Source organism: Mesorhizobium temperatum (genome assembly GCF_002284575.1).
GTDB lineage: Bacteria > Pseudomonadota > Alphaproteobacteria > Rhizobiales > Rhizobiaceae > Mesorhizobium > Mesorhizobium temperatum.
On sequence record NZ_NPKJ01000047.1, the window covers coordinates 40,606 to 60,296 of the forward strand.

At 61.5% G+C, this 19,691-nt stretch carries 18 protein-coding genes and 1 pseudogene; 9 read left to right on the plus strand and 10 right to left on the minus strand.

Features of this window, described 5'->3' with window-relative positions; genetic code table 11:
• Window positions 1–11: 11 nt before the first annotated feature.
• On the minus strand, window positions 12–569 hold the full coding sequence (locus CIT26_RS15515) for an HNH endonuclease (protein ID WP_029348574.1): 558 nt from the start codon (window positions 567–569) through the stop codon (window positions 12–14).
• 228 nt (window positions 570–797) lie between these two features.
• Complete coding sequence (locus CIT26_RS15520) at window positions 798–1,439, minus strand: DNA-3-methyladenine glycosylase family protein (protein ID WP_095493393.1); 642 nt, start codon at window positions 1,437–1,439, stop codon at window positions 798–800.
• A 93-nt stretch (window positions 1,440–1,532) separates the two neighbouring features.
• On the opposite strand from CIT26_RS15520, the gene gluQRS reads away from it, so the two are divergent.
• Together gluQRS and CIT26_RS15535 are read left to right on the plus strand one after the other, a co-directional pair.
• Window positions 1,533–2,408, plus strand: a complete 876-nt coding sequence (gene gluQRS, locus CIT26_RS15525; protein ID WP_095493394.1) for a tRNA glutamyl-Q(34) synthetase GluQRS — start codon at window positions 1,533–1,535, stop codon at window positions 2,406–2,408.
• Between the two features lie 675 nt (window positions 2,409–3,083).
• Window positions 3,084–3,959 carry a DMT family transporter gene (locus tag CIT26_RS15535; RefSeq protein ID WP_095493395.1) on the plus strand — a complete coding sequence of 292 codons (876 nt, stop codon included), beginning with the start codon at window positions 3,084–3,086 and terminating at the stop codon, window positions 3,957–3,959.
• Window positions 3,960–4,028: 69 nt separating this feature from the next.
• Here the strand turns inward: CIT26_RS15535 and CIT26_RS15540 are convergent, their stop codons facing one another.
• The gene (locus CIT26_RS15540; RefSeq protein ID WP_095493464.1) at window positions 4,029–4,880 is read right to left on the minus strand and encodes a YihY/virulence factor BrkB family protein; all 852 of its coding nucleotides are present in this window, start codon (window positions 4,878–4,880) and stop codon (window positions 4,029–4,031) included.
• A 57-nt stretch (window positions 4,881–4,937) separates the two neighbouring features.
• On the opposite strand from CIT26_RS15540, the gene CIT26_RS15545 reads away from it, so the two are divergent.
• From CIT26_RS15545 to CIT26_RS15575, 7 genes are all read left to right on the plus strand, one after another.
• Entirely contained in the window at window positions 4,938–5,804 is an 867-nt protein-coding gene (locus tag CIT26_RS15545; RefSeq protein ID WP_095493396.1) for an SDR family oxidoreductase, read from the plus strand.
• A 23-nt stretch (window positions 5,805–5,827) separates the two neighbouring features.
• On the plus strand, window positions 5,828–6,019 hold the full coding sequence (locus CIT26_RS15550) for a twin transmembrane helix small protein (protein ID WP_023797244.1): 192 nt from the start codon (window positions 5,828–5,830) through the stop codon (window positions 6,017–6,019).
• A gap of 28 nt (window positions 6,020–6,047) precedes the next feature.
• Window positions 6,048–6,629: a cob(I)yrinic acid a,c-diamide adenosyltransferase gene (locus tag CIT26_RS15555; RefSeq protein ID WP_095493397.1), complete on the plus strand. Its 582-nt coding sequence runs from the start codon at window positions 6,048–6,050 to the stop codon at window positions 6,627–6,629.
• Between the two features lie 24 nt (window positions 6,630–6,653).
• The gene (locus CIT26_RS15560; RefSeq protein ID WP_095493398.1) at window positions 6,654–7,454 is read left to right on the plus strand and encodes a rhomboid family intramembrane serine protease; all 801 of its coding nucleotides are present in this window, start codon (window positions 6,654–6,656) and stop codon (window positions 7,452–7,454) included.
• Window positions 7,455–7,666: 212 nt separating this feature from the next.
• Window positions 7,667–8,416, plus strand: coding sequence for an electron transfer flavoprotein subunit beta/FixA family protein (locus CIT26_RS15565; RefSeq protein WP_095493399.1), 750 nt, complete (start codon window positions 7,667–7,669; stop codon window positions 8,414–8,416).
• A gap of 24 nt (window positions 8,417–8,440) precedes the next feature.
• Complete coding sequence (locus CIT26_RS15570; RefSeq protein ID WP_095493400.1) at window positions 8,441–9,370, plus strand: electron transfer flavoprotein subunit alpha/FixB family protein; 930 nt, start codon at window positions 8,441–8,443, stop codon at window positions 9,368–9,370.
• 117 nt (window positions 9,371–9,487) lie between these two features.
• Window positions 9,488–10,366, plus strand: coding sequence for a 3-hydroxybutyryl-CoA dehydrogenase (locus CIT26_RS15575; protein ID WP_029348585.1), 879 nt, complete (start codon window positions 9,488–9,490; stop codon window positions 10,364–10,366).
• A 794-nt stretch (window positions 10,367–11,160) separates the two neighbouring features.
• On the opposite strand, the gene CIT26_RS15580 is transcribed toward CIT26_RS15575, so the two are convergent.
• The 7 genes and pseudogenes from CIT26_RS15580 to CIT26_RS15610 form a co-directional block, all read right to left on the minus strand.
• A complete protein-coding gene (locus tag CIT26_RS15580) occupies window positions 11,161–12,723 on the minus strand; it encodes an adenylate/guanylate cyclase domain-containing protein (RefSeq protein ID WP_095493401.1) in 1,563 nt (520 codons plus the stop codon).
• A 25-nt stretch (window positions 12,724–12,748) separates the two neighbouring features.
• Entirely contained in the window at window positions 12,749–13,120 is a 372-nt protein-coding gene (locus CIT26_RS15585) for a response regulator (protein ID WP_031255744.1), read from the minus strand.
• A gap of 49 nt (window positions 13,121–13,169) precedes the next feature.
• Window positions 13,170–15,902, minus strand: a complete 2,733-nt coding sequence (locus CIT26_RS15590; RefSeq protein ID WP_095493402.1) for a hybrid sensor histidine kinase/response regulator — start codon at window positions 15,900–15,902, stop codon at window positions 13,170–13,172.
• Window positions 15,899–16,660, minus strand: a complete 762-nt coding sequence (locus tag CIT26_RS15595; RefSeq protein ID WP_095493465.1) for a Tll0287-like domain-containing protein — start codon at window positions 16,658–16,660, stop codon at window positions 15,899–15,901. Before CIT26_RS15595 ends, CIT26_RS15590 begins: the two co-directional genes overlap by 4 nt.
• A gap of 269 nt (window positions 16,661–16,929) precedes the next feature.
• Window positions 16,930–17,966: pseudogene (locus CIT26_RS15600) on the minus strand (MFS transporter); the annotation flags it as partial.
• A gap of 371 nt (window positions 17,967–18,337) precedes the next feature.
• On the minus strand, window positions 18,338–18,976 hold the full coding sequence (locus CIT26_RS15605) for an NrsF family protein (protein ID WP_095493403.1): 639 nt from the start codon (window positions 18,974–18,976) through the stop codon (window positions 18,338–18,340).
• A 1-nt stretch (window position 18,977) separates the two neighbouring features.
• On the minus strand, window positions 18,978–19,547 hold the full coding sequence (locus CIT26_RS15610) for a sigma-70 family RNA polymerase sigma factor (RefSeq protein WP_095493404.1): 570 nt from the start codon (window positions 19,545–19,547) through the stop codon (window positions 18,978–18,980).
• Window positions 19,548–19,691 lie beyond the last annotated feature (144 nt).

Sequence of the window (19,691 nt, forward strand, 5' to 3'; positions counted from 1 at the left end):
TGACGCCGACCCTACGGCTCGAGTTCGACATCCCAGTAGAGATAATCCATCCAGCTTTCATGCAAATGGTTGGGCGGAAACAGGCGGCCGTTGTTGTGCAGATCATGCACCGTCGGCTGGTAGGGCTTCTGCAGCGGCCACATCTTGGCGTGCGCCGGCATCATGCCGCCCTTCCTCAGATTGCACGGCGAGCAGGCGGCGACGACATTCTCCCACGTCGTCGCGCCGCCGCGATGGCGGGGAACGACATGGTCGAAGGTCAGATCCTCGGGTGTGCCGCAATACTGACACTGGAAACGGTCGCGCAGGAACACGTTGAAGCGGGTGAAGGCCGGATGCCGCGATGGCTTCACATAGGCCTTCAGGCTGACGACGCTCGGCAGCTTCATCGAGAAGGTCGGCGACGACACCGCGTGCTCGTATTCGGCGACGATATTCACCCGCTCGAGGAACACCGCCTTGATGGCGTCCTGCCACGACCAGAGCGACAGGGGGTAATAGCTGAGCGGACGGTAATCCGCGTTCAGCACCAGTGCTGGAAGCCCATCCGGAGATACGGCAACCGTCACGTCATTGACCTCCTTGGTCCAGTGCATGACCCCGAAAATCGACTGATTTTCGGAAAGGATCATGCACAGATTCAAAAGTCCTACAGCGTCCTTTGCGCATCCAATCGGATGCGCGGCGCTGCAACCTGTCGGCGCGGATACTGTAAGCCCGACATGACAGGGATGTGAAGCGGCTTGTCGATCAAACGCCACGCCAAAAGCGCCTGATTTCAATGCTTTTTTGCGAATTCAGGCCGGAGGCGCGGCGTCCCTGCCCTTCAATTCGCGATAATAGGCCCAAAAAAGCCGCGATGCGACACCTCGCCACGGGCTCCATGATTCGGCGAGCTGGATCAGTGTTTTCTCGGGCGGACGCGGGTCGATGCCGAGCGCGTGGCCGACCGCGCTCTGCAGGGCAACGTCGCGTGCCGGGAAGACATCGGGGTGGCCGGCGGCGAACAAAAGATAGACTTCCGCCGTCCACTGGCCGATGCCCGGCACCTTGGTCATCGCCGCGATCGCCTCAGTGGCGTCGAGCAAGCAGAGATGATCGAGGTCGAGGCCGTCGACCAACGCCTGGGCCACGGCGATCAGACCGCGCTGCTTCGGCCGCGACAGTCCGGCCTCGCGAAACATGGCTTCGTCGGCGGCAAGGATCGCCTGCGGCGTCAGCGGATCGACCAGTTTTGTCAGCCGCCCGAAGATGGCATCGGCGCTTGCGCGGGAAACCTGCTGCGAGACGATGATCGAGGCAAGGCTTCTGAACCCCGGCTCGGAAAGCCGAAGCGGCACCTCGCCGGCCATGCCGCGCACCTTTGCGAGACGCGGGTCGAGCAGGCAGAGCGCGTCGAGCCCTTGCGCGATGTCGTCGAGCGTGGCGATGCGTTGCATGCTTGCTTGTTCCCAGCGCAAAATAGCAATTCGTAATCAGGCGCAAAGTAGCAACTGGCGAAAGCGCCCGCACAACCCGATTGCCGCCGAAGTATGACACTCCTGACATTCCGCTTCGCGCCGAGCCCAAATGGCGAACTGCACCTCGGCCATGCCTATTCGGCGCTGCTCAATCAAAAATTGGCCAGCGCAACAGGCGGGCGCCTGTTGCTGCGCATCGAGGACATCGACACGACGCGCTGCACGCCGGAATTCGAGGCCGGCATTTTTCGCGATCTGAAATGGCTCGGGCTTGGCTGGGAAGAACCGGTGCGCCGCCAGTCCGAGCATTTCGCCGACTATCAGGCGGTGCTCGACCGGCTGATCAGGGAAGAACTCGTCTACCCGGCCTTCATGAGCCGTGGCGAAATCCGCGCCTTCATTGCCGACAGCGAAAAGCGCGGCCGCGATTGGCCGCGCGACCCGGACGGCGTGCCGCTCTATCCCGCCGTCGACAAGGCAATGCCGATGAGGGAACGCCAGCGACGGATTGCCGAGAATGCGCCTTTCGCCTGGCGGCTCGACGTCGATGCTGCGATGGCGCGCGTCGGCACAGACCTGTCATGGCTGGAATTTTCGGATGAGAGGCTTTCCGCAACACGCACGGTGCATGCTCGGCCGCAGGACTGGGGCGACGTGATCGTGGCGCGTCGTGAAATCCCGACAAGCTATCATCTCGCCGTCGTCGTCGATGACGCTCTGCAGGGCATCAGCCATGTGGTGCGCGGCCAGGACCTCTATTCTGCCACCGGCGTGCAGCGCCTGCTCCAGGAGATCCTCGGCCTACCGCAACCAAGCTACTTCCACCATCGTCTCGTCCTTGGCCCAGACGGGCGAAAGCTGTCGAAGAGTCTTCGGGATACCGGTCTTGCCGCCCTGCGCGAGGCCGGCGCATCACCGGCCGATGTCAGGCGGCTGATTGGGATTTAGGGCCAAGCGCATAGTCGCTTCGTCATTCGCAGGGGGGAGCAAGGAGCGAAGCGACGCGCCGCAGACCCTTGGATCGATGCCGTTACCTCAGCCGAGGAATGAAGCGGCTCAGGATTAATGCTCATCTGTAGTGATCCTTCGCGCCCCCTCTGTCCTGCCGGACATCTCCCCCACTTGGGGGGAGATCGGCCGTCACCACCGCCTTCGCGAACCGCCACTGTCGCAAGAGCGAGCGGTGCGCCAAAGCTGCCAATCTCCCCCCTTGTGGGGGAGATGTCCGGCAGGACAGAGGGGGGCGCTGTCCCTCCGCCATCAAAGGTTCTGCACCGTCGTGACGCTCTGAGGTCACGGAATGGATCCTAGGGTCTGTGCCGCGTCGCTTCGCTCCTTGCTCCGCCCTAGGATGACGAAGGTGCGGGGGCTACGGCTAATCGCAGACGTTGGAGATTGGCAGCTGCAGGCCGGCAGCGACCGTCGACAATCCCTTTCAAACGCAGTCGAAGAACGAAATCCTTTGTGCAGAGGAACTGGATCATGTTTTGATCCCCCTGACCAGCGCATCCTTCAATTCGGATGAGCCTATGGATCAACCGTTTGGTTTTGCTTGCCAGGTTGAACCACTTTACAGCAGTCGCGACAGTCAACCCTCACCGACCACGCGGCAGCCTCCGGAAAATGCACAGCATCAAGCGGTTCATCCCCGCCTCTTTTGTCGTCCTGTGGGCGACCGGGTTCATTGGCGCGCGTTACGCCATGCCGTGGGCCGAGCCGTTCACCTTCCTGGCCGCGCGCTTCGTTCTGGCAGCCGTCCTGTTGGCCGCCTTGATGGCAGCACTCGGTTCCAGGCGGGCGACGCGCGCGGAAGCGCTGCACGCGACCGGCGCCGGCATCCTGATGCATGGCGTCTATCTCGGCGGCGTGTTCTGGGCGATCCACAGGGGCATGCCGGCCGGGCTTTCGGCCTTGATCGTCGGGCTGCAGCCGCTGATCACGGCGGTGATGGCCGGCCGATTTCTCCGCGAGGCCATCCTGCCGCGCCATTGGGCCGGTCTCGGCATCGGCCTGGTCGGTGTGGTCATCGTGCTCTGGCCGAAACTCGGTGCCCTCGGCGGCGGCGTGACGGCCGAGACGCTGGCCGCCTCGCTTGTCTCGGTGCTCGGCATGAGCGCCGGCACGATCTGGCAGAAGCGCTTCGCCTCCGGCGGCGATCTCGTGGCTGCCACCAAATGGCAATATGTCGGCGGGGCGTCGGTGATGGTCCTGGCCTCGCTCGCCTTCGAGACGCGAACGGTCGTCGTCAACGGCGAGTTGATCTTCGCCATGGCATGGCTGGTACTGGTGCTGTCGATCGGCGCCATCTTCCTGTTGATGGTGATGATCCGCGACGGCGAGATGTCGAAAGTCGCTTCGCTGTTCTATCTGGTCCCGGCGGTCACCGCGGTCATCGCCTGGCTTTTGTTCGGCGAACAGTTGAATCTGGTCCAGATCGTCGGCATGGCGATCGCGACGCTCGGCGTCGGGCTGGCAACCGCTCAGCCGACCAAAGCATGATCCGAGCCGAAGGTCAGCGAAGCAAAAAGTGGCAACCGGTTTTCGGAGAAGATCATGCTCAAATAAGAATCAGCCGACGCGGGCGCGTGCCTCCAGATAGCGGCTGATCGCGGCGTTGAGCTCACCGCCGAGTATGAAGATCGCCGAGACGATATAGAGGAAGACGACCGCGACCATGATCGAGGCAAGGCCGGCATAGGTCGTCACATAGGACGAGAAACGGTCGAGATAGGCGGCGAAGATGGTCGACCCGATGAGCCAGGCAATCAGCGTGAAGATGATGCCCGGTATGATTGAGACGAAGCGGCGCTTGCCCGCAGGCAGCCAGTAATGCACCGCAAACAGCCCGCCGACGATGACGGCGGAGGCGATGATGTAACGCCACAGCGTGATCGTGCCCATATAGGGCTTTATCCATTCGAAATTGGCCTCGGCCAGCCGCCCCAGTAAGGGCGCGAAAACCACGAGCACGCTGATCACCAGAAAACCTGCCGTGGCGATCAGCACGAAGACGATGCTCTGCACCCGGCGATAGATGATGCCGCGCGTTTCGGAAACGCGGTAGGCGCGGTTGAGCGAGGTGCGCAGCGCCTCGATGCCGTTCGAGGCGAAGAAGGCGGCAAGCAGCACACCATAGGTCAGCAGGTCGGTGCGCTGCACGGTGAGCACGTTGAGCACTTCGCGCGCGATCGGCTTGGCGATTTGCTCTGGCCAGGTGTCGAAGACGAGATGCACGGCGGTGTCGGCAAAAGCCTGCGCGCCGAGAAAGCTGGCCAGCGTCGTGGCGAAAATCAAAAAGGGGAAAAGCGCCATCAGCGCCGTGATCGCCAGATGACTGGCCATCGCCCAGCCATCGTCTGCATCGAAATGGCCGAACGCGTCATAGAGCACGCGTTTGACGGCTACGATCTTCCGCAACACGAACCGCGTTCCCTTCGATTGTCTCGACGCCGCGAATATGGGAAGGGATTGCGGCAAATGGCAAGCCTAGGTCAAACCACGCCTCCTCCTGGAGGAGAGTTGCGCACCATCATCGTCACCGGAGCTTCTTCCGGGATAGGCGCCTATTGCACCCGAGCGCTGAAGGCGGAAGGCTGGCGGGTGTTCGCGACGGCACGCAAGCCGGAGGACATCGCCGCCCTCGAGGCCGATGGCATCGAGGCCTTCTATCTGGACTACCGCGAGGCCGGATCCATCGAGACGCTGGTGGCGTCGGTGCTGGAGCGGACGGGCGGACGGCTCGATGCCCTGTTCAACAACGGCGCTTACGCACAGCCCGGCGCCGTCGAGGACCTGCCTGTCGCGGCACTCAGGGAGCAATTCGAGGCGAATGTCTTTGGCTGGCATGACCTCACCCGCCGTGTCGTCCCGGTGATGCGGCGCCAGGGCCATGGCCGTCTCGTCCATTGCTCCTCGATCCTCGGCCTGGCGCCGCTGCCCTTTCGCGGCGCCTATTCGGCGTCGAAGCACGCGATCGAAGGGCTGATGCTGTGCATGCATCAGGAACTCCAGGGCAGCGGCATCCATGTCTCGCTGATCGAGCCGGGGCCAGTGACATCGAAGATCGCCAGCAACGGCCTTGTGTGGTTTCTCAGGAATATCGACCGTGAGAATTCCGTCCACCGCCTCGCCTACCAGGCGCAGCTGCAACGGCTGCAGGCCGGCGGCAGCACGTCACGGCTGAAGGCCGGGCCGGAGGTGGTTCATGCGGCCTTGCGCCATGCGCTTCTGTCGCGGCGCCCGCATCCGCATTATGTGGTAACGGTGCCGGCCAGGATCGGCGTTATCCTCAAACGCATCCTGCCGGCATCAATGCTCTACCGCCTGCTTGCCAAACGCGCCTGAACGCAATCGACTGGAAACACACTATGGCAACCGTCTTCAACATCCTCGCTGTCCTCGTCATGGTCGCCGTGGTGATCGTGCTGATCCGCGGCCTCATCAACATGATGCGCGGCGGCTCCGGCATGACCTCCAACAAGCTGATGCAGACGCGGGTGCTGCTGCAGTTCGTGGCATTGGTGCTGATCATGCTGGCGGTGTATTTCACCCGCAAGTGACGAGGGTGGCGATTTCGGGAGGCAGAGCGTGGTCAAGCTCAACAAGATCTACACCCGCACCGGCGACGACGGCACCACCGGCCTCGGCACCGGTGAACGGCGGCTGAAATCCGATCTGCGCATCGACGCCTATGGCACGATCGACGAAGCCAATGCCTGCATCGGCATGGCCCGCATCCACACCGCAGCAACATATCCGGCGATCGACGCGATGCTCGGCCGCATCCAGAACGACCTTTTCGACCTCGGCGCCGATCTGGCCGTGCCGGACGACGGCAAGCCGCTCGGCTATGAGCCGCTGCGCATCACCGCTGCGCAGACCGACCGTGTCGAAAAAGACATCGACCTGCTCAACAAGGATTTGCAACCGCTCAAATCCTTCGTGCTCAACGGCGGCACGCCGGCGGCGGCTGCCCTTCACCTCGCCCGCACGGTGGCCCGCCGGGCCGAGCGCATCATGGTGGCTTTGACGCAGGACCCAGGCGAGCATGTCAACCGCGAGGCGATAAGATACATCAACCGCGTATCGGACTTTCTGTTCGTCGCCGCACGCGCGGTCAATGACAATGGAAACGCCGACGTGCTATGGGTTCCCGGCAAGAACCGCTGAAACTGCCGAGGCGGGAGGGGTCCGATGTTTATCCCGCTTTATGACACCAACCGGCTGCGCCACATCAAGCTGCAATATGTGACGATCGGCCTGATCGCGTTCAACACGCTCATCTACTTCGCCACCGCGCTTGGCGGCGAGCAGTTCACCAACGCCGCTGTGCTGGGCCTCGGCTTCATTCCGTCGGTCGTCCACGACAGCGTCGAACTGGCTCCGCAGTTTGTCGTCATCCCGGAGAGCCTGAGCTACGTCACCTATTCCTTCCTGCATGCCGATATTTTCCATCTTGGCGGCAACATGCTGTTCCTCTGGGTGTTCGGCGACAATGTCGAGGACGCGCTCGGTCATGTCCGCTTTCTCATCTTTTACCTGCTTTGCGCCATCGCCGGCGCCTTCTTCCAGGGCCTGATCGCGTGGGACTCGCAGGTTCCGCTGATCGGCGCCTCAGGCGCCATCGCCGGCGTGGTCGCCGCCTATCTGATCCTCTACCCCAGGGTGAAGGTATGGGTGCTGGCCTTCGCCCGCATTCCGCTGCGCATCCCGGCGTTCATCCCGCTCATCCTGTGGATCCTGTTCCAGATCGTGATGTTCGCTGCCGGCGGCGAGGATCAGATTTCCTGGGCCTGCCATGTCGGCGGCATCATGGCCGGGGCCGTGCTGGTGCTCGTCTTGCGCAACCGCGCCGTACCACTGCTTGCCGGTGCTGAGGAAGAGACCACGTTGGTCGTCGGCCCGGCACCTGTTGCCACAGAGCCGGCGCCGAGCGACCCGCTAGCGCAGCCGGCGCCGCGCTGGGGACGGGGAAGCGCCTCCAGTCCGGACTGAACCGATTTGAGTGCGTCGCGGATGATTTGGGCGCGCCCCGGATATTGACGTGCGGGGCCGCCGCAACTACGGAAGCTTTCCCACACTAGGCGGTCGGAGACCAGAATTCCGTCCGGAATGTCGGCTTTCGACAACTCTGATGAGGCGTGCGCTGCTATAGCGCGCCCAATTATCTTGAAAGAGGTGGCTATCGTGAAAGAGGTGACAGGCAAATGAAGATCCTTGTGCCCGTGAAGCGGGTTGTGGATGCGAATGTGAAGGTTCGTGTGAAGGCTGACGGTTCGGCGGTGGAACTCGCCAACGTCAAGATGGCGATGAACCCGTTCGACGAGATCGCGGTCGAAGAGGCGATCCGGCTGAAGGAGGCCGGCAAGGCGGAAGAGATCATCGTTGTCTCGATCGGGCCGCAGCAGGCGCAGGAGACCTTGCGCACCGCGCTCGCCATGGGTGCCGACCGCGCCATTCTGGTCAAGACCGACGAGCAGACCGAGCCGCTGGGCGTTGCCAAGGTGCTGAAGGGCGTGGTCGAGGCGGAAAAGCCCGGTCTCGTCATCCTCGGCAAGCAGGCGATCGATGACGATTCGAACCAGACCGGCCAGATGCTGGCCGCGCTTCTGGGCTGGGCGCAAGGCACTTTTGCTTCCAAGGTCGTCATCGATGGCGACAAGGCCAAGGTGACGCGCGAGGTCGACGGCGGCCTGCAGACGGTGGAGTTGAATATGCCGGCGATTGTCACCGCGGATCTTCGCCTCAACCAGCCGCGCTATGCCTCGCTGCCCAACATCATGAAGGCCAAGAAGAAGCCGCTCGACGAGAAGAGCCCGGCCGACTACGGCGCCGACGTCAAGCCGCGGCTGAAGGTGATCAAGACCGAGGAGCCGGGCGGCCGCAAGGCGGGCGTCAAGGTCAAGAGCGTCGCCGAATTGATCGACAAGCTCAAGAACGAAGCCGGCGTGCTGTAAGCGATCGGGAAAGGAACAACAACAATGGCTATTCTCCTCATCGCAGAACACGACAATGCGACGCTTTCCGACCAGACCGCCAAGGCGCTTTCGGCGGCACTGCAGATCAGCTCGGACGTGCATGTGCTGGTCGCCGGCAAGGGCGCCAAGCCCGCGGCGGACGCCGCCGCCAAGCTCAAGGGCGTGAGCAAGGTGCTGCTCGCCGAAGCCGACGAACTCACCGAGCGTCTCGCCGAGCCGCTGGCGGCACTCGTCGTCGGCATAGCCGGTGCCTATGACACGATCATCGCGCCCGCAACCTCGTCGGGCAAGAATGTCGCGCCGCGCGTGGCAGCCCTGCTCGACGTCGCGCAGGTGTCGGAGATCATCGAAGTGGTGTCATCAGACACCTTCAAGCGGCCGATCTATGCCGGCAACGCCATCCAGACGGTGCAGTCGAGCGACGCCAAGAAGGTCATCACCGTGCGCACCGCCTCCTTCCAGGCCGCCCCCGAAGGCGGTTCCGCCCCGGTCGAGACGGTTCAGGCGGCGGCCAATCCCGGCCTGTCGAGCTTCGTCGAGAACAAGCTTTCCGAGACCGATCGTCCGGACCTGACTTCGGCCAAGATCATCATCTCGGGCGGCCGCGCGCTGGGCTCTTCGGAGAAATTCCAGGAAGTCATCCTGCCGATCGCCGACAAGCTCGGTGCGGCCGTCGGCGCCTCGCGTGCCGCCGTCGACGCCGGCTACGCGCCGAACGACTGGCAGGTCGGCCAGACCGGCAAGGTGGTCGCACCCGATCTCTACATCGCCGTCGGCATCTCCGGTGCCATCCAGCATCTTGCCGGCATGAAGGATTCGAAGGTCATCGTCGCCATCAACAAGGACGAGGAAGCGCCGATCTTCCAGGTCGCCGACTACGGCCTCGTCGGCGACCTTTTCGTCATTCTGCCGGAACTGCAAAAGGCGCTTTGACGCCTTCTGCCAAAGCGTATTAAATTGTGAAGGGCGGGGTAGACGAAGTCGCCCCGCCCTTTTAGTTTGCACCGCACAAAAAGCAGGCCGCGAAGGCCTTTTGACGGGATCGGTGTAATGAACAAGATCGAGACGATCGGCATCATCGGCGCGGGCCAGATGGGCGGCGGCATCGCCCATGTGTCCGCGCTTGCGGGCTACAAGGTGCTGGTCTACGACATCTCACCCGACCGCATCGAAAAGGGCATCGCAACGATCAGCGGCAACATGGCCCGCCAGGTCGGCTCCGGCAAACTCGAGGAAAAACTGCGCAACGAGGCGATGGCACGCATTTCGGCAGCGCCCACCATGGCCGACCTTGCGGGTGCCGATCTGGTCATCGAAGCGGCGACCGAGGACGAGACGGTCAAGCGCAAGATCTACGCCCAGCTCTGCCCGCAGCTCAATCCCGAAGCCATCCTGGCGACGAACACCTCGTCGATCTCGATCACCCGTCTCGCCGCGCAGACCGACAGGCCGGAGCGTTTCATCGGCATCCATTTCATGAATCCGGTTCCGCTGATGAAGCTGGTCGAACTGGTGCGCGGCATCGCCACCGAGGACCAGACCTTCGAAGCAGCAAAGGCCTATGTGAACCATCTCGACAAGACGATCACCGTCTCGGAGGATTTTCCGGCCTTCATCGTCAACCGCATCCTACTGCCGATGATCAACGAGGCGATCTACACGCTCTATGAGGGGGTCGGCTCGGTCGACGCGATCGACACCGCCATGCGGCTCGGCGCCAACCATCCGATGGGACCGCTGCAGCTCGCCGATTTCATCGGCCTCGACACCTGCCTGTCGATCATGCAGGTGCTGCATGACGGCCTGTCGGATTCGAAATACCGCCCCTGCCCGCTGCTGGTGAAATATGTCGAGGCCGGCTGGCTCGGCCGCAAGACCGGACGCGGCTTCTACGACTATCGCGGCGAGCATCCCGTTCCGACGCGCTGACCGGCGATACGAGCTCACGGACATCGCGCGCGGTCGCGCTGAGTGAAGACCATGCGGCTGTTCTGTCGACAGCTTCTTGGCCGCTGATCGAAGACCGCATCAGGCCGATCCTTGCCCGTTTGCTCGCCGACCGCCGAAGCCCGATGGATTTGGCTTAAACCAGCCCGGCAGAGCGTTTCACGTAGAGCATTTGCAGCCAAGTGGAATCACTTGGCGTCACACAAATGCGGCTAAAACAAAGAGATAGAGCGGAATGCCGGTTCAATCCAAACGCATTCCGCTTTAGGGTCAAAACTCAATCAGCGGGCTGCCGCCAATGGCCGAGATGGGTGGTTTCCTGTCGTACGTCTCGTTCATTGGAACGCGCAACGAGCGCCATAATCGGACTTACGCGGCCATCGCTATGGAGGTCGCGTCTCGGACACGTTCCGGACGTATGGTGCCACGGTAGGTCAGCACCCCAGAGATGAACTGTGTCGCGATAGCTCTGGCGTTATTCTCGACCATCACAGATGGATGAACTTCCGCTTGGAGATGCGGCGGAAGCATAGAATACCCGTCTCGACATAGGCCTCCAGTCTCGCCAGCAACCCATAACTAAATTCGATATGGATGGGACGGGTGGTCGTAGCCAAGTCCGCCGAGCCTAACCCAGTCATGCTAATGATGACACGGACGCTGGTTAATCTGCTCTTCGATTCGCGATTGCTATGGTAGTAATAGCCTCTCAACGCCGGTGCCGTAAGCTACTCGCTTACGCGTCGCTTTGCGGAATATCCTGAGGGAATCAGCCATCAGTGTCGAACGAGATAGGTTTCCATCGTGCCGACGCCTCTCAGTTCCACAGTGCCGCGCGGTTCTAGCTCCCAAGAGCCGTGCAGAGCGCGTCTGGTTGCCTCCGAGATTTGCATGCGGTCGGCTACGCCCTGGGACTCGAGCCGGCTTGCGATGTTCACGGTTTCGCCCCAGACATCATAGACGAACCGATGTCGGCCGATCAGACCGGCGATCACCGGTCCGGTGTGTACGCCGATTCGGACGCGAAAACTATCGCTGCCCGACGCCAAGAGCCTCAACGAGTCCAGCATGGATTTTCCCAGCGCCACGGTCCTGTCGGCGTGATCGGCCGCCGGCTCCGGAAGACCACAAGCGGCCATATACGCGTCTCCGATTGTCTTGATCTTCTCCACGGAATGCTTCTCCGCCAGCGCGTCGAACATGCTGAACATCCGGTCGAGGCGCTTGATAAGGTCGGATGCCGGCAATTTCGCTGCGATAGGCGAGAATCCGACAATATCGGCAAAAAGGATGGTCACTTCCTCGAACCGGTCCGCGATGATCTCCTCGCCCCCTTGCAGCCGCGCAACGATTTGACCGGGCAAGACGGCATGTAGAAGCGAGTCGGCCCGCCGCTTTTCCGCCTCGATCCGCTGAAGATACTGGTCCTCGCGGTCGCGCCAACGCTTCTTCTCCAGACTGGAGTTGATCCGGGCGCGCAGCAGGACCGGATTGAACGGTTTAAGCAAGTAGTCGTCGGCTCCCGCCTCGATGCAGCGGACCACGGCGTCGACTTCGTTCAGCCCCGATATCATAATGACCGGGATGTGCCGCCACCGGCGCTCAGCTTTCAATCGCGAGAGCACCTCGATGCCGTTCATGTCCGGCATCAGTATGTCCAACAGAACAAGGTCGAATTCATATTCCGCAAGGCGGGTCAGCGCGGACAGGCCTGACTCGGCAGTGACTACCTGATGACCGTCGTGCAGCAGGCGGCGCGAGAGAAGATCGCGGTTACTGCCGATGTCGTCGACGACAAGTATTCTACCGTTGCGTCCTGAGAATGCATCGCGCTCCGTCTTGCCCAGCGCCCTTTCGAGCCCTGCTGCATCGATCTCTGCCTGATCCGTCGTCCACAGCCCTTCGTTGTCGCTGGCGCGCGATAGGCCGGCAATTGCATCGACATGCGCCAACAGCTCGGCCGCAGCCGCGAGCATCACCCTGACATCTTCGTCCAATGCGTGTTCGTGCAATTCTTCGGCTTCTTCAAGGATCATTTCGGAGTAGCCGATAATCGCGTTGAGTGGTGTTCGCAAATCGTGGCGCAGTTTCGCCTCGATCTCACGCCCTGCATGGTCCGGATAGTCGGCTTTGCCATGGATCAAGCTGTCGATGAGGCTGTTCAATTGCCGGGCAGCGGCGCCGACCCTCTCAATATCTGGAGTGATGTGCACCAGACTGTGGTTCTGCACCTGTTCCAGCAGCAGTTCCTGAAATCCCGAGATTGCCCGTGCTGGTCCAGCAAGCGTCTGCGCCAGATGGGCGGCTATTGCGTGGCGTTGGAACTCGTTGGCAGTCATGTCTCCAATCCGCCGACTCGGCGGCTCACGGATTTGCGGCAAGCAATTGTTCGATTTTCTGGACAAGCCTCGGCAGGTCCACCGGCTTGCTGTCGTAGTCATCGCAGCCGGCCTCAAGCGCCAATTCCCGATCGCTGGTCATAGCATGCGCAGAAAGCGCGATTATAGGGATCCCCGAGGTGGCCGGATCAGCCTTGATCCGCCGTGTCGCCTCCCATCCGTCCATCACGGGCAGGCTCATATCCATAAGGATCAGATCCGGTCTTTCCGAAATGGTTAGTTCCACGCCGGATTGTCCGTTTTCCGCAATAAGCACTTCGAACCCACGCCGCGACAACCGCCGCGAGAGCATGTCGCGATTCATTTCGTTGTCTTCCACCAGAAGGATTCTCGTCATCTTCGGCCTCTTCTAACGATGGGTCAACGAACTGAGATGCCGGGCCAACCTACTCGGCCGCGGAAATCTGGCGTTCGAGCGCCTTGACCAATTGAGACCTGCTGTTCGCGCCCTTGCTCACAACGGCAACCGCCCTATCGCGGAGCCATTCGAGCTCGTTCATCGACAGATCTTTCGAGGTAACTACGACCACCGGAATATTCTGCAGTTCGGGCGTCTGCTGCATCTCACTCAATGTCTGAAACCCGTCCATTTCGGGCATCAGCAGATCAAGCACCACCAGGCGCGGCAACAACCGTTTCATCAGGCCAAGGCCGCGCACGCCGTCGCTTGCCTCGTGAACCCGCCAATCCTTCTTGATCAGGATACGCCGAAGGAAATCGCGGGAGGCTTGGTCGTCATCAATTACAAGCACATCGCGGTTGCCACCGCCGCAAGCCTCAATTGTTTGAATCAGCTTCTCGGTGTCGATCGGCTTCGTCAGGTATTCAACCGCCCCGAGTGAGAGGCCGAGTTCGCGATCTGCAAGTATCGTCGCAAGGATCACAGGAATCTCGCAAAGCTCCCTATCGTTCTTCAGAGATCGCAGCACTGACCAGCCGTCCTGATGCGGCATGATGATGTCGAGAATGATCGCCGCGGGGCGATGCGCTCGAGCAGCGGCTATTCCTTCCTCGCCGCTTGCTGCTTCGAACGATGCCAGTCCCGCCTCCGCCAAGGCGCTGGCGATGACGGTTCGGGCGGCTGGTTCATCATCTATGATCAGAACCGCCTTGTCTCGTGGCGGCAACGGCACAGCTTCGGAGGGGTGTTGCTCGCTAGATTCTTTTTTGAACTCGGCTGGAATCTCCATTGTGAAGGTCGAGCCTTTTCCGAGTTCGCTCTCGACCTTTACAACGCCTCCGATCATTCGGCTAAAACTCCGGGTTATGCTGAGGCCAAGCCCCGTTCCGCCATAGTTGCGAGTGGTGGATGCGTCCGCCTGCGTAAAAGCGTCGAAGAGCCGTTCCTGCTGCTCCGACGTCATCCCGATCCCGGTGTCGGACACTTTGAATATCAGCCAATCGCCGTTTGGTCGCCTGTCGCGACGCACCGCGAGTGTTACTCGACCCCCTTCGGTAAACTTGGCGGCGTTGCTGAGCAGGTTAAACAGGTTCTGACGCAACTTCGTCTGGTCCGAATGCATTTTCCCGAGGTCGTCCTCGAGGTCCAGTACGAAACCGTTTCGGTTTTTCGCCATCAGAGGCGCGACTGTGGCCTGGACGTCGCGCATCAAATCGGCGACGTCGAACATTTCCAAGAAAATTTCCATCTTGTTCGCCTCGATCTTCGACAAGTCGAGGATGTCGTTGATGAGCGCCAGGAGATGGCGACCAGCCGCGGCGATCTTCTCCAGTTCCGGAACGAATTCCACCATGTGCTGGTCGCTCGCATCTTCGATCAGCATCTCGCTGTAGCCAATAATCGCGTTCAGCGGCGTACGCAGTTCGTGGCTGACGGATGCGACGAAGCGGCTCTTGGCTTCATTCGTCGATTCAGCACGGCTCTTGGCGCGCTCGAGTTCGTCTTGTCTCTGTTTCAATTCCGTGATGTCGGTGTAAACGGCGACCGCGCCGCCGTCAGGCGTTTTTCGCCTGCTTACGCGAACCCATCTGTCGCCGAAGCGATCCTCACCGACGACGCCCGCCGGGTCCTTTTGGATGTGTAACCGCTGGGCAATCCACTCCTCCGGCGACGCGCCCGCAAGGTCGACTTGCCCGCCCGCCAGGCGTTGCTCCAAGATTTCTTGGAAGCTTTGCCCAGGAAGAGAAGCTCGCGCATGGTCAGGGAAGAATTCGCAAAATTTGCTGTTGGCCAGGATGACCCTGTCCTGCGGATCGAATAGGACAAATCCGTCAGAAATTGCCTCAAGCGCCGCTGCGATCGTCCGTCTTTGCTGCTCCGCCTCGTCTTCCAGTCGTTTCTTTTCAATCGCGCCCGCGCGAAAAAGTCGAAGCGTCCGCGACATTGCGCCGAGTTCGTCGCCTCCCTCAATCGGTATTTCAATATCGTAGCGTCCTTGCGTCAGTTCGCCGATGACCCGGTTCAGCCGCCGTAACGGGCCAATGATCGAGCGAAGAACAAGGATTGTAAGAAGCGACCCAATCAACAGCACGATGACCACCAGAATGGCAGCGGTAGTCGCGGTTTTCTGGGCTAGCCTTACAGCCTCGTTGCGAGCAGCTTCTGCCTCGGCGCTCACTTGCTCGACAAGTTTGTTAAGGGCGGCATCGACATTCGTGCTGTGGGTTCGCGCCTCGGCCAGGAGAGCGTTTCCAATGATGCGGTTATCCTGAGTATAGCTGTCCGCCGCCTGTAGTGCCCTTTTGACGTAGTCATCGATCTCGACACGGATTTCCCTCACTGCATCGGGGGATGATTTCGAAAGGCCGTCCAGTTGGTCCAGCAGTCGCTCACGCGCCTGCTCGGCATTCCGCTGGGAGTTCATTAGCAAGCTGACCGACAAATCGGTGAGCCAGTATCGCAATTCGCCAAAGGTCACGTGCGCCGCAGCCGCAGTCGCCGCGAGATCGAACAATGCCTTAGTGTCTGCGGTGCGGTCGGCACTGCGATAAAGCGCCTGCGTGAGAAGGATGGAAGATACGATGAGACTGACGAGGCCGGCCGCTGTCAGTGCAGCTACGCGGGCCGCGATCGGCAGACTGGCAAGGCGACGTCCCAGGGATTTCGACGGCGCCGGTATGGCTTCCACCTCGTGGGGTGTCTGTTCCAGGACGCTCATTTGAACAAGACGATGCTGATTGCGCCCCCCAGATCGCCGGCTTTTCCGCCCTCCTTGGGATATCCAGTTATGTCGATGTCGCCCTTCGGCTCGCCGTGGCAGGAAAGGCACGACTCCGTATAGTATTCGGGCAGGAGCATTCGAAATGCCGGGCGTCCCTCCACCTCCGTCACATCCGTGTAGGCTTCGCCTTTTGCTCTCTTCGGATCTGAAAAGACGCTTACGATGATGTTGGCTTCCCAAGCGTCCGGAAGAGATTTGCGGTTGCGCACGAGTTGCTCGGGCGCAGTCACGCGCACCAGAGCTTCGTTGCCAACCTTGGCGGCGAATTTCTCATTCAACATACGCGCGAAAACGGCCGGCACGAAGCCCTTGAACCCGATCCCAGCGCGGTTGATGTCATCTTGCTGCTCGTCCACCACCTCCCGCATAGCCCCAATCTGGGCCTCAAGCAGACGCCGGTCGCGATTGGTCAATTCGCCGGAAAACGGGTCCTGGCCGGTGTTTTTTGAGTAAACGGCGATGGCCTCGCTCGCAAACCGCTCGCTGTCGAGGTGCTTGTCGCCAAGTGCGGGATCGTTGATTAGGGTCTGATAGTTGGAGAGAACGCTTCGCCCCGCGCGAAGCAATTCCGCAAGGCGGATTCCCATCGCGACATCTTCAGTAACTCCCGCTCCCATCGCAGCCGGCGCGAGGAACGCGCAACCGACAAGAGCAACGCCAATGCTTCTCCGCGTCAAGGTTGACAGGGCGAACATCTCCATCCCGTCGAAAGAAGCCAAAGAAAAAGTATAGCACGAAGCAGGTCGATAGCGTAGCGACAAACGCACATGCGCAAGCGGGGAGAGAAGGAACGAAGCATCCGCCGCCCGTTCCAAAGCGGCCCTGGCCCGCAAACCCGTTTTTGTCTAGGAAGCTGACCTCTAGCGGGTGGAGCCCTCCCGAAATGATATGCTTTCACATGACGGCCTTGGTGGTGGAATGTCGACGCGGGCCTAGTACCGCTCACCGCCCCAGATCACCCGGCCGCCCATATCGGTAAGCCAATCGCTGCGCCTCTGCGCGGCACGGATGTGACGCTCGCCGCCGCCGCCCGCTCCGCCTCCGTGACGACCGCCATGACATAGGACGATCTCGTCGGGACGTCCATCTGGGAAGCCCGGCGCGGATCAGCAGCAAGACGAGTGCGAGAGGCAGTGTTGGCGCGAGCCCCGCCAGCTCAGGGCGATGCTGGACGGGATGTGCGTGAACACCATCGTGTCGATGAGCCCGATGCGCCGCGACAGCCAGACGGCAACGGGGAACGAGAATGCCGACAGGACCCCCGACCAGAAAAGAAGACGCCTGCCTCGGCAAGCGACAGACCGAACTTCTCGAACAGCCACAGGGCGAGCAGCGACTGGACGACGAAGCCTCCGGCAAAGGCGTCATGCTGAACAAAGCCGCAAGCTTGAACACGATCTTGCGCGAGGGGCCAAGCGCGGACCCTGTTGTAGAATCCGCCGTGGGACGACGTCGCTGGATCCGCGCGTAGAGGAAGCCGCCGAGGAGGCCCAGAAATGCATAGAGGACGAACATCGCCTTGATGGCGCTCCATTGATCAAGGCCGAGCGGAACCAGCGGATCAGGTGTTGCCGAGGCGAGCGCTCCAACCGCGCCTGCAAGCGCGCCCAAAAGGCTGTAGTGGGCAAACATCCTGGTGCGCTCGGCATCAGCGACTTCGCGCGCAAGTACGGCGTGCTCCAATGGCACAAAGACACTGACGCTGCCGGCCGAAGGATTGACCGTGCCTGCGAACGCGATCACGAGCAGCAGCGCGTAGTCATGGAATAGGGCAAAGGCCACACCGGTGGCGACCATCAGACTGGCAGCAGCAAACAGGAGCCGGCGATGATCGGATCGAACGCCGGCGATGCCGACGCCGATTGTCAAGAGTGCCGAGCCAAGCAGGGACGCGGTCGCGATGACCCTGACCTGAAGAGGCGAGAAGCTAAGTCCAAGCAGGTAAGCGGGCAGCAGGACGGCCAAGAAGCCATCGCCCATGTCGCGCAAGGCGCGCGCCATAAACAGAAAGGTCGTCGAATGGATCCGTTGCACCTGTGCACCGCCCTCCTGTGCTCCGGCTTTGACGCGCCAGAGGTTCGGAAATGATGGCGCGGTCGCCTCAGAGATTCCAGCGAGGGGAAGTTTCGGCCCCGATCCCAGCGTTGCCGCCCATGTGGTCAGACAGTGATGTGAGCTAGTCGCCCGCGGCGAAGGTCGCCTTCGAGTGGCAATCGGCGACATTCCACTCGAACAAGCGAAAGGACCGTGTTGGGTCATGGGCGTGAGTTCAGCCGAGGGCGAGCGAAACTTCCGCTTGGGGTCGAACTAGGTCGCTCAGAATGAATGAGTTTTGACCTTAGAGCATCATGGTCTCCGATCGCGGGCCGTCGCTACCAGCGCACGAAAAGCCGCCCGCCGAGCGCGCCGAGCGCGGCGAGGATGGCAATGGCGATCGTGTACCAGGTGGCGACGAAAAGCGGCGAGTCGTCGAAGCAGTGCGCGGCATAGAAAGTTGCCGCCAGCCCACCGGCGAGCAGGCCCGCCACCGTTCCGGCAAGCACCGGCCGCGTCGGCGCGCCATAGCGCAGCACCGCCAGGAAGATGGCAAGCGGACCGATGCCGATCAGCGGAATGAACGTCAGGCAGACAACCAGATTGCTGCCGACCAGCCGCCGGCCCCAGTCGGCCGCAGGCACGGAAAGGAGCTCCAGCACCACGGCAACGATCACCAGCAGCGGTGCGGCAATCATCCAGGCCGCCGCCCTGCCCGTCGATGCACCGGGTGTCGACAGGGCGCGGATCAAGGCGAAGGCGCTGACGGCTAGAGCCATCGTGAAGACGAACTTGGCAAGGAAGCGCATCGTATGCATGGCGGTGGCGATATCGGTGCGTGGGCCGATCGCCAGCCAGAACACGACCGCCGCGATCACAGTAGCCACACCTGCGCTCATCCACCAGGCCGAGCCAAGCGGCATCGCCGTGCTGCGGGCATCGGCGTCGAGCGCCTTGATGAGATCGTCGGTCCTCATGTCATTCCCGCTTGAGCTGTTTGGCCCGCCCGAATTGTTTGGCCCCGAACCGTTTGGCGATGGTTGCGAGCCCACGATGCAGCGATACGCGCACCGCCGTCTCGCTGATGCCGAACTTTGCTGCCGTCTCGCCGATGGAACAGCCTTCAACCGATACCGACGAGACCACGGAACGTTGCGCCGGCGGCAGGCCGTCCAACGCCCGATTGATGTCGCGCTCGCTGACCGTCTCGGCCTCCGGTTCGGCGAAGGTCTCGGCGATCTCATCGATCTCGATCTCGATGCGCCGACCGCGCCGCCGAAAGGCGTCGATCAGCTTGAAACGCGCTATGGCGTAGACCCAGGGCAGCACAGCCAGATCCTGGCGCCAGGTATGCCGTTTCACATGAATGGCCAGCAAGGTTTCCTGCACAACATCCTCGGGATCGACACCGCCCTGAACGATCTTGCGCCTGATAAAGCCGCGAACGAGAGCAGCCGTCCGGTGCAGAAAATCGGCGTAAGCCCTTTCATCTCCCGCGATCGCGGCCCGCATCAGCCGGGAAAGCTCGGCCTCGTCCTTGCCGGTCACATGAGTTCACTCCCCGATATTCGCGCCTCGGCGCTGATTTGTTACGTGGCCGGCGAAATAATGTCCAAGCCAAAATATGGGAATATCACGAAGGTTTCACCTCCGGCGCCCGATTACGCAGCTCATCAATCTTGACTACACCGA

Bases quoted from the DNA above. Each gene is read 5' to 3' on its own strand.
- CIT26_RS15520 (WP_095493393.1), bottom strand. From the start codon at position 1,439: ATGCAACGCATCGCCACGCTCGACGACATCGCGCAAGGGCTCGACGCG.
- gluQRS (WP_095493394.1), top strand. From the start codon at position 1,533: ATGACACTCCTGACATTCCGCTTCGCGCCGAGCCCAAATGGCGAACTG.
- CIT26_RS15535 (WP_095493395.1), top strand. From the start codon at position 3,084: ATGCACAGCATCAAGCGGTTCATCCCCGCCTCTTTTGTCGTCCTGTGG.
- CIT26_RS15545 (WP_095493396.1), top strand. From the start codon at position 4,938: ATGGCAAGCCTAGGTCAAACCACGCCTCCTCCTGGAGGAGAGTTGCGC.
- CIT26_RS15550 (WP_023797244.1), top strand. From the start codon at position 5,828: ATGGCAACCGTCTTCAACATCCTCGCTGTCCTCGTCATGGTCGCCGTG.
- CIT26_RS15560 (WP_095493398.1), top strand. From the start codon at position 6,654: ATGTTTATCCCGCTTTATGACACCAACCGGCTGCGCCACATCAAGCTG.
- CIT26_RS15565 (WP_095493399.1), top strand. From the start codon at position 7,667: ATGAAGATCCTTGTGCCCGTGAAGCGGGTTGTGGATGCGAATGTGAAG.
- CIT26_RS15570 (WP_095493400.1), top strand. From the start codon at position 8,441: ATGGCTATTCTCCTCATCGCAGAACACGACAATGCGACGCTTTCCGAC.
- CIT26_RS15575 (WP_029348585.1), top strand. From the start codon at position 9,488: ATGAACAAGATCGAGACGATCGGCATCATCGGCGCGGGCCAGATGGGC.
- CIT26_RS15580 (WP_095493401.1), bottom strand. From the start codon at position 12,723: ATGACTGCCAACGAGTTCCAACGCCACGCAATAGCCGCCCATCTGGCG.
- CIT26_RS15585 (WP_031255744.1), bottom strand. From the start codon at position 13,120: ATGACGAGAATCCTTCTGGTGGAAGACAACGAAATGAATCGCGACATG.
- CIT26_RS15590 (WP_095493402.1), bottom strand. From the start codon at position 15,902: ATGAGCGTCCTGGAACAGACACCCCACGAGGTGGAAGCCATACCGGCG.
- CIT26_RS15595 (WP_095493465.1), bottom strand. From the start codon at position 16,660: ATGTTCGCCCTGTCAACCTTGACGCGGAGAAGCATTGGCGTTGCTCTT.
- CIT26_RS15605 (WP_095493403.1), bottom strand. From the start codon at position 18,976: ATGAGGACCGACGATCTCATCAAGGCGCTCGACGCCGATGCCCGCAGC.